The 15,897-nt window shown below is 46.2% G+C and carries 15 protein-coding genes and 1 pseudogene; 5 read left to right on the top strand and 11 right to left on the bottom strand.

The genetic code is table 11. From position 1 onward, the window contains the following. Positions 1-189: 189 nt before the first annotated feature. Positions 190-1,092, bottom strand: a complete 903-nt coding sequence (gnd, locus tag ACKTSG_RS06275; protein ID WP_407893033.1) for a phosphogluconate dehydrogenase (NAD(+)-dependent, decarboxylating) — start codon at positions 1,090-1,092, stop codon at positions 190-192. Between the two features lie 126 nt (positions 1,093-1,218). Between gnd and ACKTSG_RS06280 the strand changes: the two genes are divergently transcribed. Continuing rightward, positions 1,219-2,055, top strand: coding sequence for a MurR/RpiR family transcriptional regulator (locus tag ACKTSG_RS06280; protein WP_407893035.1), 837 nt, complete (start codon positions 1,219-1,221; stop codon positions 2,053-2,055). 356 nt (positions 2,056-2,411) lie between these two features. Here the strand turns inward: ACKTSG_RS06280 and ACKTSG_RS06285 are convergent, their stop codons facing one another. The 4 genes from ACKTSG_RS06285 to ACKTSG_RS06300 all read right to left on the bottom strand — a co-directional run bounded on the left by ACKTSG_RS06285 (position 2,412) and on the right by ACKTSG_RS06300 (position 5,983). Further along, the gene (locus ACKTSG_RS06285; protein ID WP_407893037.1) at positions 2,412-2,954 is read right to left on the bottom strand and encodes a hypothetical protein; all 543 of its coding nucleotides are present in this window, start codon (positions 2,952-2,954) and stop codon (positions 2,412-2,414) included. 71 nt (positions 2,955-3,025) lie between these two features. Continuing rightward, entirely contained in the window at positions 3,026-5,116 is a 2,091-nt protein-coding gene (locus ACKTSG_RS06290) for a glycoside hydrolase domain-containing protein (RefSeq protein WP_407893039.1), read from the bottom strand. 64 nt (positions 5,117-5,180) lie between these two features. Beyond that, a complete protein-coding gene (locus ACKTSG_RS06295) occupies positions 5,181-5,594 on the bottom strand; it encodes a hypothetical protein (RefSeq protein WP_407893041.1) in 414 nt (137 codons plus the stop codon). 14 nt (positions 5,595-5,608) lie between these two features. Next, complete coding sequence (locus ACKTSG_RS06300; protein ID WP_407893043.1) at positions 5,609-5,983, bottom strand: hypothetical protein; 375 nt, start codon at positions 5,981-5,983, stop codon at positions 5,609-5,611. A gap of 215 nt (positions 5,984-6,198) precedes the next feature. On the opposite strand from ACKTSG_RS06300, the gene ACKTSG_RS06305 reads away from it, so the two are divergent. After that, positions 6,199-6,894 carry a helix-turn-helix transcriptional regulator gene (locus ACKTSG_RS06305; protein ID WP_407893045.1) on the top strand — a complete coding sequence of 232 codons (696 nt, stop codon included), beginning with the start codon at positions 6,199-6,201 and terminating at the stop codon, positions 6,892-6,894. A 26-nt stretch (positions 6,895-6,920) separates the two neighbouring features. Continuing rightward, positions 6,921-7,745, top strand: coding sequence for an SH3 domain-containing protein (locus tag ACKTSG_RS06310; protein WP_407893047.1), 825 nt, complete (start codon positions 6,921-6,923; stop codon positions 7,743-7,745). A gap of 87 nt (positions 7,746-7,832) precedes the next feature. Here the strand turns inward: ACKTSG_RS06310 and ACKTSG_RS06315 are convergent, their stop codons facing one another. The 5 genes from ACKTSG_RS06315 to greA all read right to left on the bottom strand — a co-directional run bounded on the left by ACKTSG_RS06315 (position 7,833) and on the right by greA (position 13,405). Further along, entirely contained in the window at positions 7,833-8,693 is an 861-nt protein-coding gene (locus ACKTSG_RS06315; protein WP_407893049.1) for an aldo/keto reductase, read from the bottom strand. Positions 8,694-8,705: 12 nt separating this feature from the next. Beyond that, positions 8,706-9,725 carry a Gfo/Idh/MocA family oxidoreductase gene (locus ACKTSG_RS06320; RefSeq protein WP_407893051.1) on the bottom strand — a complete coding sequence of 340 codons (1,020 nt, stop codon included), beginning with the start codon at positions 9,723-9,725 and terminating at the stop codon, positions 8,706-8,708. A gap of 803 nt (positions 9,726-10,528) precedes the next feature. Then, the gene (locus ACKTSG_RS06325) at positions 10,529-11,278 is read right to left on the bottom strand and encodes an aspartate/glutamate racemase family protein (protein ID WP_407893053.1); all 750 of its coding nucleotides are present in this window, start codon (positions 11,276-11,278) and stop codon (positions 10,529-10,531) included. A gap of 14 nt (positions 11,279-11,292) precedes the next feature. Then, positions 11,293-12,843: a UDP-N-acetylmuramoyl-L-alanyl-D-glutamate--2,6-diaminopimelate ligase gene (locus tag ACKTSG_RS06330; protein ID WP_407893055.1), complete on the bottom strand. Its 1,551-nt coding sequence runs from the start codon at positions 12,841-12,843 to the stop codon at positions 11,293-11,295. A gap of 85 nt (positions 12,844-12,928) precedes the next feature. Then, positions 12,929-13,405, bottom strand: coding sequence for a transcription elongation factor GreA (gene greA, locus ACKTSG_RS06335; RefSeq protein ID WP_407893057.1), 477 nt, complete (start codon positions 13,403-13,405; stop codon positions 12,929-12,931). 505 nt (positions 13,406-13,910) lie between these two features. Here greA and ACKTSG_RS06340 point away from each other — a divergent pair. Next, entirely contained in the window at positions 13,911-14,567 is a 657-nt protein-coding gene (locus ACKTSG_RS06340) for a hypothetical protein (protein ID WP_407893059.1), read from the top strand. A 487-nt stretch (positions 14,568-15,054) separates the two neighbouring features. Next, positions 15,055-15,486 carry a hypothetical protein gene (locus ACKTSG_RS06345; protein ID WP_407893061.1) on the top strand — a complete coding sequence of 144 codons (432 nt, stop codon included), beginning with the start codon at positions 15,055-15,057 and terminating at the stop codon, positions 15,484-15,486. Positions 15,487-15,696: 210 nt separating this feature from the next. Here the strand turns inward: ACKTSG_RS06345 and ACKTSG_RS06350 are convergent. Next, positions 15,697-15,897, bottom strand: a pseudogene (locus ACKTSG_RS06350) (IS30 family transposase); the annotation flags it as partial.

Consider the following 15,897-nt stretch of genomic DNA (forward strand, 5'->3'; position numbering starts at 1 on the left):
ACCTCCCAGACTTGTTGCTTTTAGTATACGCCAATTACAATGGGCCAGACATAAGTCACGTAGTCGCGTTCCATAAAGCACCGCCAAGTCACACAAACGGCTCTGCACCGCGATTCAAAGTGCGAATCGTGGTGCAGAGCCGCTTGTGTGACTGGCTAAAACCGCTTTATGTCTCAGCCTCTCAAGGGATCATTTCGTGGCTTTATCGACGACATGTCCGCCGAATTGGTTGCGTAAAGCGGCAACCACTTTACCGGTCATGGTGTCATCTTCTTCAGAACGGTAACGCATCATCAAAGCACTGGAGATCACTGGCGTTGGCACATGCAAGCGAATGCCTTCTTCAACGGTCCAAGCGCCTTCACCACTGGAGTGCATCACGCCTTTGATCTCATCGAGTTTCGGATCGTCGCTAAATGCTGATTGCGCCAAGCTCATCAGCCAACCGCGGATCACGGAACCATGATCCCATAACTTAGCGACGGCTTCATTGTCATAATCGAATTCAGATTTGGACAACACATCAAAACCTTCACCAATGGCTTGCATCATGCCATATTCGATGCCGTTGTGGACCATTTTCAAATAATGACCGGAACCGGCAACGCCAGTATATAAGTAACCATCTGGTTGGGCGATGGCTTTGAATAATGGTTCGATCACTGGCCAAGTCTTGGCATCCCCGCCGACCATGAAGTTGCCGTTGTGCCGCGCGCCTTCCATACCACCTGACGTGCCGGCATCAAAGAACTTGATGCCTAGTTCCGCCAGTTGGTCATTGTGGCGCAAAGAATCTTGATAATAGGAATTCCCGCCATCGATCACGATATCCCCTGCATCTAAAACGTCAGCCAGTTGATCGATGCACGCTTGGGTCGGATCGCCTGCTGGTACCATCACCCACACGATCTTCGGCGTTGGTAATGCTTGGACTAATTCAGCCACATCCGCTGCCGCTTGGGCGCCGGTGGTTTGCACTTCCGCGCGCGCTTGGGCACTTAAGTCAGTCGCGACGACATCGATATCATGGTCGCGCATGTTGCGCACCAAGTTCATTCCCATTTTGCCTAAACCGATCATGCCGATTTTCAAGATAATTCTCCTTTGTGGACCCTTATTTGTCTCTAGTATATGTAAATTATTTACAGAATTCAAATTATAATTGCGTAAATCTTTTTCTCATTAAACCATGCTATACTAGCGACAGAGGATATGGACATGCAAAATTTCGCCTTACAACTCCAAACCAACCGTCAAGCGCTTAGTGCCAAAGAACAAGCCCTAGGCGATTATTTGCTGGCACACCAACTCGACGCCAGCACCTGGTCGATTTCGACTTTAAGTCAAAACGCTGGCGTTTCTACCGCCACGGTATCGCGTTTTGCCAAAAATCTTGGCTATGCCAACTTTCAAGCCTTGCGCCTCGCTTTATCGCAGCCGCAAGCCAAACACCAGCTGTTTGAAGAGATCCAACCAGACGATTCGCTGCTTACCATGGCCGATAAAGTGTTTGCGGCTAATGTTGATGCGTTAAACGCCACTTGCGCCAATCTTGATGCACAAGCGCTTACGCAAGCTGTCGACTTATTAACGCAAGCCGGCACTGTCGGGTTATTTGGCTTAGGCGCCAGTAACTTGGTGGCGTTAGACGGTTATCATAAATTCTTGCGTACCCCGATCAACGCCACTTATGCCAGTGATTTTCACATGCAACTGATGGCCGCCACCCGCTTGAAACCTGGCGATTGCGCAGTGGTGATCTCCCACACTGGTAGCGACCGCGATGCGCTGGCGTTAGCGCAAGTGGTTCATGACCATCAAGTCCCACTGATCGTGATCACCGGCGCCGCCAAATCGCCGATCGCCAAGCTGGCCGATGTGCTTTTTGTTGCCATCGCCGAGGAAACCCAGTACCGCGTTGAAGCCTTGCACGCCTTGATCGCCCAAATGTCGTTGATGGACACCTTATTTATGTTATGCGCCGTCAGCCTAGACGCCGGCTCCACAGCCGTGCTCGCCAACATTCGCCAAGCGATCGAAAAAACGCGCCTGTAACGCAAAAAGATCCAGTAGGCAATCTTTTTACCCCATTTGGTACTACAAATTCTAAGCATCCCATAATCGACCGTACTAAAGCGCCCCGCAATCTCAAAAATCGAGATTGCGAGGCGCTGCTTGTTTAGGCCAGTTTTTCAATTTTTTCTGCTGTGTGGATTAAATTCCACGGTAAACAGGCTAATCGTAAATAGTCGCTGTTACAAATAACTTGGACAAATCATTCACCAGCCACTACGATAGATAATCTGAAATTGTTACAAATGCCTTTGCAGCATCGTCTGATTAATATCCCCCCGATTAAATACCCATTTTCGGAGTGAAAAGCATCCGTCTTGTTCCTGGAGTGAATCTAGTCATTTCATTAAGAATGATGCAATCAAAAACAGTAAGCCACTAACTATCATAAGTCTTGAAACACGGGTACTATATTTAAAGTAAGGCGCTAACAAGTTACCTGGCAACACAACTAGTGGCAAAGGTACGTCATGATCTTGACTTTGATATTCAATATAAACGCGTTGTGTACTTTTAATAACATTGCGCGACATTCCTGCGAAGATTGCGATAAGAAAGTAAATAACCGCTACCACAGCACACATGACACCATCTGAAGAATGGCTGGTAACAAACATTCGAAATACATATCCAGCAACCAAGAACGTCCCCAATAAGCCAAGAGCATATACAGCGAAATTTCGAGATTGCTTTTTTGTAATTCGCTGATTGATATAAGCTTGTGCTTCATCTTTCAACTGCTGAGATATTCCTTCTAGTTTTTCATCACGAAACTTGTTGATTCGTCGGGTTTGTAAAATTAACATAATAACACTTACCAACGCGATACAGAAAAAGATTATTCCAATTAATAAAATTAACGTTCCAAGAACCTGTGTCATCTCATCACTCCTTAAAAAATCTATACGGTTAATGTTACACCATATAGATTTCTTTGTGTGTTAAGAACTCTTTACGCCAACGCTGTTGCAAGAGCTGTTAAAGCCGCTGTTGCAGCCGCAGTAGCAGCTGCGGGAATATCAACAGGTAAGGATGCTACAACGAATGCACCGCACACAACAATACCTGCCAAGAAAGCCGCAATAATCGCATAACGAGCAAGCTTCCCAGAAAAATCGATCCAATTTGTCCAATCCGGAAGATTAAGTTCTAGTTCTAAAGCGAAAGTAATTGTTTCCTCCAATACACCTGTTGACGCTTCATAGACAGTCCACGCAATTTCGAAGGTATATGATCCATCAGACGAAGTTGAGGATTTCACCGTTACATTCCCTTCCTCAATTTCACTCGTCAACGATAGCTTGTTGAACTCTGAAATAACAAGATTATCGACAGCATCACTTGAAACACCAAGTTTTTCCAGAAATCCTTTCATACTGACTTCATCAACTTTACCATTCTTAATGGTAATCACTGTACTGTCATTAGGCGCCTCATATTCACTCGTCAACTTAGCAGTAATCTTCAACCAATTCAAATCAAGCAACGTGAATGGCACTTCAACAGTATGATCAAACCCTGGCCAGAGAGCTTGCACGGCATCATCTGAACTAGATATCTCAGCTGTATTAAACTCACTTACCCCAGTATCACGTCCAGATGAAGCATCCTGATCCAGATCAACATAGTAATTGTATTCGGTAAACTGATCAAATGCCCAGTTATTTGGCATTGCAAAGCCTAAATTACCGCTCCAACCATAAGACATATCAGCAACAAAGAAGTAAGAAATACCAGCATCTGCTTCAGCCTGTAAGCAAACATTGCGAGTCCCGTATAAACCCGTTTCGTATCCCCGTGAATTCAAAGTGCTCTTAACTGCCTTGATATAAGGAATGATCGTATTAGGAATATCGTCTCCCGTCAGATCAACATCACAGGCGAAATAGATGACGTTACTAGACGGAAAACCAAGCTTACGCGCTGCCGTTGCCGCAGCCTTAGCGTCACTCTTACCCTGAGCGGCAGTAAAGTAGTCTTCTACATACCCACCATCTTCATAAATCGGAAAGATGCTAAACCCTGCATCAGTAAGCAACTTAATTTCTGCTTTCGATAAGCTCTTATCAACATAGTCAGTACCCACAGTTCCTGTCAAGTAACGTCCTACGATACTGAAACCGCCATCGGTATACAGTTTCTTGATTACACTAGCGTCTAGCAACTGAGTCGCGGTATCAAAGGTATCTGAGTTTCGACTAGTATCCCCATTGCTAGTTAGTAAGCCTTTGATTGCAGTATATCCAGCAACAGGAGAAGCATTATCATAGTTCATGAACAGACAGAACAGATCAACTGCTTCACCAACCTCTTCTGTATAAGTCATTCCAATATCCCCATCGTAGAACCCATTCAAGTAAAGACCGTATTCAACGATCCGTACAATTACACCAGTTGACCCGGTGCTTAGGCTAACACCCTTAAGTGCAGTTTCAGTTCCAGAGCCAAAATTTCCATTTGCGTTCGCAACATTTAATGCAAGCTGTAAAGCATAGATCAATGCTACATTGGTATCGCGTTGATAAATTCCGTCACAAGGTAGGATACCCGTGTAACCACTATATTCAGAGTTCAGCCATTGCTGCATAGCTCGCACCTTGGCCTTACCATTAGATACAAGAACAAATGCACTCATATCAAACAACGCCGCCATTAAGTTAACCGTGACAACGCCGTTCGCAGTAACTCCAGCATCGGTTTGTAATTCTTCAAACGCCGCGGTCAATTCAGCCGTGTAGTCATCCGTAAAGTCGCCTGGTGAAATACCTTTACACCAGAATGCCCCCTTAATCAATCGAGTAATTTTTGCATTATCATATTTCTCTTTGAACAAACCAACATATGGTTTTAATGCTGCCTTGGTTGCATCCCCAAAACCTTCGCCAAGGGTAGTGATACCAATTTCATGTTGCAACCCCATCCGTAAGCTGTAGATGGTTGGCCAGCCAGTCAACCCATTTTCCGGAGCAGCTTCAAATCCCGAAACATTACCATAAGTTGCATTCAACCACTGTTGTACTTCCAATACCATTGCGTCTGCCATAATAATTTCCTCCTAATTTGTTTTTCTGACATTACCTGTTATTTGCCTTCTTCCAATTGATTCATCAAAATGATTCGATACTAATACTGTCAACGAGTACAAGCCGATTTCCACTAAGATAATCCATAAAGTCAACCACATTCGGACGCCATTTCAGCAAGCCACGACTTAACTTATCCATTCGTTTCAACGCCTCTAGTGCACTCAGCGCATTGACTATCTGGCGTTGAATATCGCTCACAGGTTGAGTACGATCAAGTTCCCAAAACAAGCTATTCAAGACAAGCCGAGAGCCGAAGCTTCGCATATCCTGCCATTCCATCAAACTCAAGAGCTCTTCTGACGCCTCTTTGATCAGGTGGTCAAGCTCATTAGCGCGGGCTATCGTGATTGATTTTCCAGTCCGGAGAATCTGCTCGATTTCACGATGCACGATCAAAAGTACGTCAATATCTAGACTAGTTAATGATGTCTTCATGTGAGGCTCCTCCTTTACTTAGTGTGTTTTTTCTGAACGACTGTGACTAAGCCATCTAACACCTCCTTTAAGATGCCAACATTTACATACTGACTCGCCTTAGAAACGATCGTGATCATCTCTTGCAGGATGACAAAAATCGTAAAGATCAAGGCAACGCTCCATTCCCACTGCATCTTTAAGTGTGGGAGCAGCCCATCTACTACGGCGCACATCATGATCAAACAGGTGCTGATCGTAATATTGATGAACAGCGCCAATAACTCCTTCTTTAGTGCCCCTTTACTGGTGATCAAGATCAGCAGTAACCGGATGCCGACACATATCAGATAGAAGTTGACGAGGACGTGTGCTTCACCAAAAAAATGAATCATCAGATGTTCAAGCATATTCATCACTCCCTTTTGCTTCACATCCACCGAGCAACTTTCCGTGTTCCTCCTTGAGAACGATCTAAGCATATCGTGTTGCCAAACCTTTTTTGAGAAAGCGGAAACATGTTTCCGCAAAAATCTTCATAAAAAAATCTCAATATACAATGGAAATTGGAATATGATTACCAAAGATTATCAGCTCTAACTAATCAAATTAGGAGGCGACACTTATGAACAACTTTGTTATTGGCGACATGCTTAAACGAATTCGACTTGGCAAAGGGCTGACTCAACCCGCTGTATCAGGAGATGTTGTTTCTCCGCGACAACTTCGCAGTATCGAAAAAGGTGACCACGACCCAAGTCTTTATGTTTTCTTCGGGTTACTAGCAAATATGCACATGTCAAGCGTTGATCTCATGCGGGTCATTCATGAAATTCAACAAGCCATCTTTCATCACGAACGTCAACCTTTACACGATAACGGCCGTGAACACTTGTTCCGAAGCAATGAGTTCTATGACTTAGAAATGAAAATCTTACGTAGCATCCTTAACAAGTGCGACGCCGCCTACCTCGAACAAGTATTTCCGCAAGTAGTACGTGGACTCGAAAACGCAATGAAACACTCGGAACATCTGGGGGAAAGCTTCGATACCACCGTTCATATCGGCATGTATTTATTTCATATCGGTGAGCGTCACTTTTCATCCTCCGTAGCTAATTTGTTACAACGTTGGCACCCTGAATTTAGTAAATCCGCAACCTTCAATCACTATTTGGAGTACCTGTTTTTGCTGGCGCTTCACGGTGATGATCCAGCCATTACCCCTGAAAAGATCATTGCGTTTGCACACTTGGTACATGAAGACGAATTGGCCAATCGACTTTTCAAAATGCTGCCGAAAACCAAGTTAATTGCTTAATAATCATCCCAAGGAGGAAAAAGCCTATGACTAACATCAATTATCAATACGCGCTTGCATCTGCCCAAGGCGATAGCCGTCTGGCAACAGGAAAGATCGCGATCGCACATTCAACCGCCACCCCTGATGCCCTTGCCCTCAACATTTCCCGGAACATGAAAAATGATTTCAATAATGCTTATGTCCATTTCAATGTTGACGATGCGAACGTTTATCAAGTCGGAACCCCAGGGTATGTCGCTTGGGGCGCCGGTGCTATCGCCAACCCACTAGCGCCGATCCAAGTTGAGTTGTGCGAATTCTCAGATCGATCCCGCGCGTTATCGGCCTACCGCAACTATGTCAACTTGCTACGCGAACAATGCTTGAAGTATGGTATTCCGTTGACTCTAGATACGCAGGATCGCGCTGGCGTCAAGACGCATAACTGGATATCCCATAACCTTGGCGGCACAACACATGTTGATCCTATTAGCTACATGAACTCGATCGGTATCTCTCAAGCGCAGTTTGCCCAAGATTTGAAAAATGGGCTCAACACATCAACAACCACCGTTAAAACCACTAGCACAAAAACTGTTGCATCAAACAGTGGTATAAACTGGATCACTGAATCTGGTAAATTCACGATCACGACGAGTGCTGGCATCAAGTTGCGCTCAAGTAGACCCAGCACAACAGCAACATTAATTGCCGTACTCCCAAAAGGGTCAGTGGTTAACTACAATGCCTTTTGCTATTCAGGCGGCTACGTTTGGATCCGACAGCCTCGCGATAACGGCTTCGGCTACCTGCCAACTGGCAATGCAGTCGGAACAACTCGGAAGGATTATTGGGGAACTTTCAGCTAATATTGATCCCAATATTTTCAATAAGCATACAAAAACGGCTGAACGTGATAAGCGTTCAGCCAGATCTTTTGATCAAGGTACAAATATTTAGAAGTTAGCCGTATCAGGATCAGTATAGCTACCAGCCAATCCCGCTTGCGCATCGATGACTTCCATATCATGATGGGACAATTCAAAGTCGAATAATTCAGTATTTTGTTGGATCCGGTCTGCGTGCACTGACTTTGGTAATGGCAAGAAGTCATGTTGCAACGACCACCGCAATACCAACTGCGCCACAGACTTGTTGTAGCGCTTGGCCATTTTTTGTAACTCTTTGATGCCAAAGATCTTACCCGTGCCAAGTGGGCTGTAAGCTTCATTCAACATGCCATGAGCTTTGTTGTAAGCGACTAATTCAGGTTGGGCATCTGATGGGTTCAAGAAGATCTGGTTGACCATCGGCTTGACTGTCGCCGTTTTGTACAATTCATCCAAATGATGTTCGCGGAAGTTGGATACCCCAATGGCGCGAGCTTTGCCGGCTTTGAGGATATCTTCCATCGCGCGCCAAGTTTCTGCATTGACGCTTTGCCAGTTATCGCGATACTTCACTGGGTTTGGCCAGTGGATCAAGTACAGATCGACGTAATCGACGCCTAATTTGGTCAAGCTGGTATCGATGGCTTTCATCGTGTTGTCATAGCCATGATCAGCGTTCCAAAGCTTCGTGGTCAAAAACAGCTCGTCGCGCTTGATGCCAGACGCTTTGATCCCAGCGCCAACAGATTCTTCGTTGCCATAAGCCGCCGCCGTATCGATATGGCGATAGCCGGCGTCGATCGCCGCTTCCACACTGCTTTTGGCCACGTCACCATCTGGCGTTTGCCAAGTCCCAAAGCCGACGATCGGGATCTTCACGCCATTAGATAACGTATAGGTATCAGTTAATTTGGTTAAATGTGCCATTCAAAATTCCTCCTAATGTAGGTCTTTCACACCAGTTTCAAGCATTTGCATCACCAGCAAGGTCTCATCATCTTGGGTGACTTTAGGCGCACCATTGACGATGGTTTGATACACTCCTTGATACACCCGCCCATAATCGCCGCGCAGGGTGGGGACTTTTTCTTGGTGGTATTGGTTATCAGCGTCCATATAAGTCAACACACCGAAGTCTTCTGGCCGATCCAGCCCGAAATCCGCATGGCTTGGCATGTAAAAATGCTTCAAGTCATATTCTTGCCGGTCGGTGTCTTGCTTAATGAAGCTTCCGCGCGTGCCATACACCGAAAAACTCGGCCGCGACGTGATGCGGAAGTAGCTGGATTGGACGCAAACTTTCAAGTTGCCATAATACAAGTCCACTGTGAAGTCATCGTTCATTTTGCCAGGGCCAAGCAACTGCCGCACGTCATAGCGTACCCGATCCGGCTGACCAAAACGCCCCACCACTTGATCCAAGGTGTGGGTGCCATGCCCATACAAAAAGCTATCCGCCGCGCGATACGTGGAATTCAGCGGCGTTTCTGGGCGGAAGTAGTCAAACGTCGAATCCAGTTCAGTCAAATCACCGAGTTTGCCAGAATCGATCACTTTTTGCACAGTCAACCAGTCGGAATCAAAACGCCGATTGGTGTAGCATTGCAAAAACAACCCTTTGGCTTTGGCCAACGCGAACAGCTCTTGCGCTTGTTGGACCGTGTCAGTAAAAGGTTTTTCCAACAAGACGTTTTTGCCATGGTTCAAGGCGTCTTTGGCCAATTGGTAGTGGGTGCTGGCTGGTGTCGTGATCACGACTAATGAAACGTCAGCGTCGCCATAAATATCATTCACATCAGTGGTGTAATGCACCCCATCGATGGCCGCCCAAGGTGAATCCAGGTGGCGGGCATAAATGGTTTTGACCTGAAACTGATCAGGTAATTGCAAAACATAAGGCAAGTGATAGCGATTGGTGCTTTTGCCGTTGCCGATAAACGCAATAGTTAATGGTTGCATGCACGATTCCCCCTCGGTATCTAATTTATACTAATGTAAGCGGTGATACAAGAACGCACTTATAGGTGCCTACCAGCAGGCCATCAGGCCGAAAATCTGAGGGTTGCGGCAAAAAGTGCTCCGGCGGGCTGGTCATGGAACGCTATGGCGCCGTCCCTCCGGTTCGAAAAGCTGTGAGCTCCGGTGAATTGGCACCACTCCGGAAAACCGGCCAAGTTGCCGTGCGGCCGGCTTCAGAAATCGGCCAGTTTTCCTCCGTGATGCCAATTCACCTCCGCTCACAACTTTTCTTGGTTTGTCTATTTAACCTCTTGCTGACGGTCCATTTCGACGTGAACCGTCAAGCTAGCATAACTAAGAAAACTACCGAGTTACCCAGGTAGCCGATTTCAAGGCGCCGCGAATATCGGCCAAAACCAGCAGCTTACTTCACCGCACGCTTACAGGCAATTGAGCTGTTTTGCTTCCGTGATGCGACCCAACAGCTCATCACTAGTAGGTCATACATACTAGTGTCAGTCATGCCAACGTCACGCCGTTTGCCGGATACCTACTGGATCGAAGGGCGTTTGAATTTGAGACGGAGGTTGGCCGCCCCTGCATGGTGAGATTTCCGTTGGCGATTTATCGCCTACGGAAAGCCGCAGGGAAAGATCCGGCGGGTGGCGAGCGTAGCGAGACATCCCGGCTAGCTTTCCCGAGGACCCTCACCATGCAGGGGCGGCCAACCGGAGTCTCAAATTCAAACGCCCGGCCCGCAAGCCCAGCAAAAAAGACCCAGACAAATCGTCTGAGTCTTACAGTTACTTCATCAGTGCGTCAAGTAGCACTCGGCCTTGCGCTTCATCTTTGCGAAATGCGCGGCCTAACGCCAACGTTTTGTCGACAATGATGCTTTGGGCATCGATCACCTGATACGGGTGATCAGGCGCTTTTTCTTGCGCCAAAGATAACTCAGTACAACCCAACACAATGACATTAACGTCAAAGCGGTCGTGCATTTGCTTTAAGATCTCATGATACAACACCGGATCCACGCGGTTTTGTTCCTTGATGTTGTCATAGATCAACGTCATCACCATGTCTTGGATCTGTTGGTCGCCAAGCACAACTTGCCGACCAGTAGCTTCGATCTCACTGGCATAAATGCCATCCGCTAACGTGCCTTTAGTGGCGATCAAGCCGATACGCTGTTCATGAGGATACTGCTTGCCCATAGTTTGAATGGCGGTATGCGGCATGTGGATCAGCGGGATATCCGTCAGTTTGTTGAGGTCATCATAAAAATAATGCGCCGTGTTGCATACCATCACCATAAATTCAGGATGCAACAAACTTTGTTGTTCGATGTCTTCTTTTAAATCGGGATAAAAGTTTTCTTGCGTGTGGTCAAGGATGTAGCTGGTGCGATCAGGCACGGAAGCATGATTGACTAAAATATAATCCAAGTAATCTTGATCTTTTTTGGCGTGGCTGCGCGCATTAAGCAAACGGACGTAGCTTTCGGTGGCGGCGGTACCCATCCCGCCGATCACGGTAAAAAAGCGTCGCATGTTTAGCCTTCTTCCTAGTTTTGTGAGGCGTCGGCAATGGCTTGCACGACTTTGGAATCAGATGGCCAAGGGGTGTCGATGCCGCGAACTTTCTGGTATTGGTCTGCGCCTTTACCAGCGACGATCACGATATCGCCTGGCTTGCTGGCAGAAATCGCTTCTTGGATCGCAGTTTTGCGATCCAAAACTTTGTTGACGGTGACTTTATCATGATCGATGCCAGCATCGATTTCGTCGACAATGTCGGCAGGATCTTCAAAGCCAGGGTCATCAGTGGTCAAATACGCCACTTGGGCATATTCGCTTAATGCTTTAGCAAAGCCTGGCCGGCGCGAAACGCCTTTGTCCCCAGGGGCCCCGACGACGACGATGATCTTCGGGTCATGATATTCCGCTTTGATAAAATGCATCAACGCGGTCATACTGCCATAGTTATGCGCATAATCGACATAAACCAACCCGTGATCTTTAACGGGATATTGTTCCATTCGTCCTGGGATCGAGACGTTGGAGATACCAGGGTTGGCTTTGGCGCCATCCACGCCGGCCAAACCGCCGCCGATCAAAGCCGCAGTGGCGTTGGATTCGTTAAAGTCGCCGATCAAGCTTAATGAATATGGGCCGCCAATGTTCAATGCGGCAGCTTTTTCTGTGACGGGCACCAAGGTGAAGCGACTTTTGGTGGTGCTTAAAGTTTGGCTTTCAAAGCGGAAGTCGATATGCAGATCATCGCGCTTAGGTTTGAAGTCGCTAGACGCAAACAAGTAGATCGAATCTGGATATGTGGTTGTGGTCGCGGCAGCATACACTTCATCGAAGTGCTCAGTTTCAGCGTTGATCACCACTTTGCGGGAGTTGACCATCAGTTGCATTTTGGAATGCAAGTAGGATGCAAAGTTAGGATGTTCGTTCGGGCCGATATGATCTGGCGTGATGTTTAAGAAAAAGCCCACGTCATAAGTCAACCCAAACACGCGATTGCGCAAATAAGCTTGGCTGGAAACTTCCATGACCAAATGCGTCATACCGTTATCCACTGCTTGGCGCATATCATGGAACAAGTCCAGTGATTCTGGCGTCGTGAGGTCGGATTTGAATTTTTGATCCGGGTTCGGGCCGACAATGCGATCCAACGTGGAAAATAACGCCACGCGCTTAGGGTGCGCTTGTTCCAAAATGCCACGGGTGAAGTATGCCGAGGTGGTTTTGCCTTTGGTACCGGTATAAGCGATCACGAACAAGTCGTCTTGAGGAAAGTCGTAAAAAGCCGCCGCTAAAATCGCCATGGCTTTGGTGACGTTCACCACGATCAAAGCATTCATGCCGTTGCCTTCTACATAAGGCTTTTCGGCAACATAAGTGATCGCCCCATTGTCTTTGGCCATCGATAAATAGATCGGGCGAAAGTGGGTGCCTTTGCAAAAGAAAAGACTAGGCCCAGACACTTTGCGCGAATCATAACTGATGCCAGACATTTGCGTATCCAAAGAATTCTGGACAGCAGAGCTTTTCAGCAAGTGATGTTCTTTAAGTAATAAAATACATGCATTCAACGATAATGCCATGATGATCTCCTTGTGTGAGCGAGTGCGGCGTTTTTGGCCGCGTAGCAACCTCTATTATAACAGATTAACAATTAAGACGAAAATGTTACAAGCCGTCTGGTACAGCGATTTTCGTCAAGGTCACTTGATAATTGCCAGCAGGCGCTGAAACCGACACCACATCCCCGACTTTGTGATGTAACACTGCCGCTCCTAACGGTGAATCACTGGCTAAATTTGTTTCGGATTGCCCTGATTCTTTGGGCCCGACCAATGCATACACATCCTCATCGTCTGGGCCAAAGCTGATCGTTAGCAGCGTCCCGATTTCTGCCGTGTCACCAGTTGGGGTCGGCACGATTTGCGCATAGCGGATCAACTTGTCCAAATAACGCATGCGGCTTTCCAATTGGCGCAAGTCCCGCTTGGCCGCAGAATATTCCGCGTTTTCTGAGCGGTCGCCTAACGCAGCCGCTTCAGCCAAGCGCTTGATGCGCGCAGGACGTTGTTTTTTTAAACTTTCGATTTCATCAGCGAAGGCTTGGACCCCCGCTTTGGTAATGGGATGATATTGCATAAGCATGCCTCCGCCAATAGGATACCGCGTTGCCGCCAGTTGCAAAAGCTTCTCTCATGAACTTAACAGAAAAGCTGGATCTGATCCAACCTATCGTCAGATCCCAGCACCCCTTGATCTAAGTGCACCACCAGATTTTGCTGGCTCACATCAGCTATGACATGTGCTCGAAATCATTGTGAAATTTTCTAATTCTCGAGATGTACTCGAAAAAAATTTCACTATTTGTTCCTAACTAGACACCGGTGAACTGTCATATACATTTTCATAATGAAAGCTCATTGTAAATGGCATTAACTAAATAATTATGAAAGCAAAAAAACGCATCAGATCGTTTAGCGCGAAATTTGTACCTATTTAGGGCTTCTGAAAGATTGCTCAAAATTGCACAGCTTGCCTCAACTTGATTTAATTAAGTTAAGGAAATCATGATCCCTTATTTTTCTCCACCGCTCTAGATGTTCGACAGATGTTCAGACAGCTAACACTTAATATACAAGGCGGACTTAACATGAAAATTGCAAAACTTAGCTATGCCCTGCTATGTGCTGCGACATTGACAGGGACACTAGCACCTACCGCAACAACGTTTGCTTCAACCACAGATCAGCCAACTAGCGTAACGGCCACAGTTGGTAACAATGAGCTTGCCACTCCAGACTTCGATACAACAATAGTCGGAAAATATGTTTCTCTTAACAAAGAAACCGTTCAATTTGAATTATCTCCCGATTTGCTTGATGAAGTTTCAAAAGAAGAATATGATTTCGTGGTTGCAACGATCGAGCTTAGTAATGCTCATATCAAAGCGCAATTGGTAGCAGGACACATTTTTGGTATTGTTGATCCTACAACAGGAATTGAATATGCCGTTTATGATGGCGTTCTTCAACCAATGATTCAAGAACGCTCTGGTAAAGATAGTTTCAGCATCCACTGGAATTACGTTCATGTGGGTCTCTCTAGTGAAACGATTAATGCTGCTATTCAGGCCGGTGGATCCGCAGGTGGGGCGATTCTCGGTGGTTTTCTAAACTTTGCAGGTGGTGAAGCCATCGGAGCCGCTATTGGCGCTTTTATTGGCTCACGATTTTCGCACGTTACAAAGGGCATGTGGTTTGATATAAACACATCTTCAGGTAAAGTTACTGGATTCGGTTATCAATAGGGCATATACCAACGCTTTGATTTTAGACTCAATCTAGGAGCAATAGATCATGAAAAAGTTAACGCCTCAGCTTATCACAACTGCGATTGTGATATTTGTTATCATCTTTTTACTTGCCAGGTTCTTTTGAAAGCTTGTATTTCCAACGGAATACGATTTTTCAAGGAGCAAGCTTACGAATTACACGGTTGCAACACAAGCAATACAATAGCCATAAAGCCACTCTGCCAACATTTCGGTGGGTGCAATTATGTCTTTTTTGATTACTCATTTTCACCGAATAGCTCAAATTCAGCTTGTGACACATGAATATCACTGATGTCTATGACTTCAACGACGGCTGGGTATGATGAGGAAGTACAAAATTTGAATTAAGTCACGTTGATAGCACCACTATTGCCGAAAGCTTCATTGTTCAAGCAGCTATTATGGGCAACATGCCAGATCCTATTTCAATTGTGCCGTAGATCGTAAAGGGGTAATGTATTTGCGTATTTCTCGTCGAAATGTAGCGGCGATATTGACCGTTTTTATACTTGCAATGCTTACTTTGGGAGGCTGTAAAAATGCAAGAAGTACGACATCAACGTCAGCTGACAGCCTGACTAAACTGCCAGTGGTGAAAGTCGCGTACGGTAGTAAAAAAATTGCCGAGGGAGAAACGGTCGACAGAGTTACGGGAAATAAGCTGAAAATATCCGCCGTGTTACCAAAGCGGTGTATTGGACAATTATTGCTAGACGGCGTCAACGTGGCAAAATTTTCTTCGGGAAATAATGTTTGGCAAACAACAGACGTCGTATCTGATCATACGAGTAGACTGGTACATGATGGTACTCACCGAGTGACATTGAATCTGTATCGACCTAATTCTGGAACTAAAATCGGCACGGTATACAAAACATTTTCAACCCAGTGATCTCGAAAAAAGCTTCTGTGCTCTGAAGCGATAATCAGCACATGAAATACAAAGGCGTAAAGCCGTTTTGCCAATACTGAAGAGGCAAACGGCTTTACGCCTTTTTTCATTTATTTTCGCCAAACGATTTAAACCCGCAAATTGCAAGAACAAGTTAGCCACCCCATGGCACGACACCGTGAGATGAACTGTTATCTTTGATGAGTTGAGTTAGCTGGCTACGACTACCTTGGCAGCTCGTCGCTGAGCTCGAGCGCGCTCAGCGACGAAGACTTCCTCGGTCGTCCGATATCTGAGTTGGCGACGAGGGAGGCGGTTGAGCCGATCTTGAGTTTCGGCGACAGCTTGTGGGCTGACAGCGTCTAGGGATTCACCTTTGGGAAAGTCTCGCCGAACCATCTTATTGTGGAC

Origin of the sequence: Lacticaseibacillus salsurae, from assembly GCF_045862175.1 — a bacterium.
Taxonomy (GTDB): Bacteria; Bacillota; Bacilli; order Lactobacillales; family Lactobacillaceae; genus Lacticaseibacillus; species Lacticaseibacillus salsurae.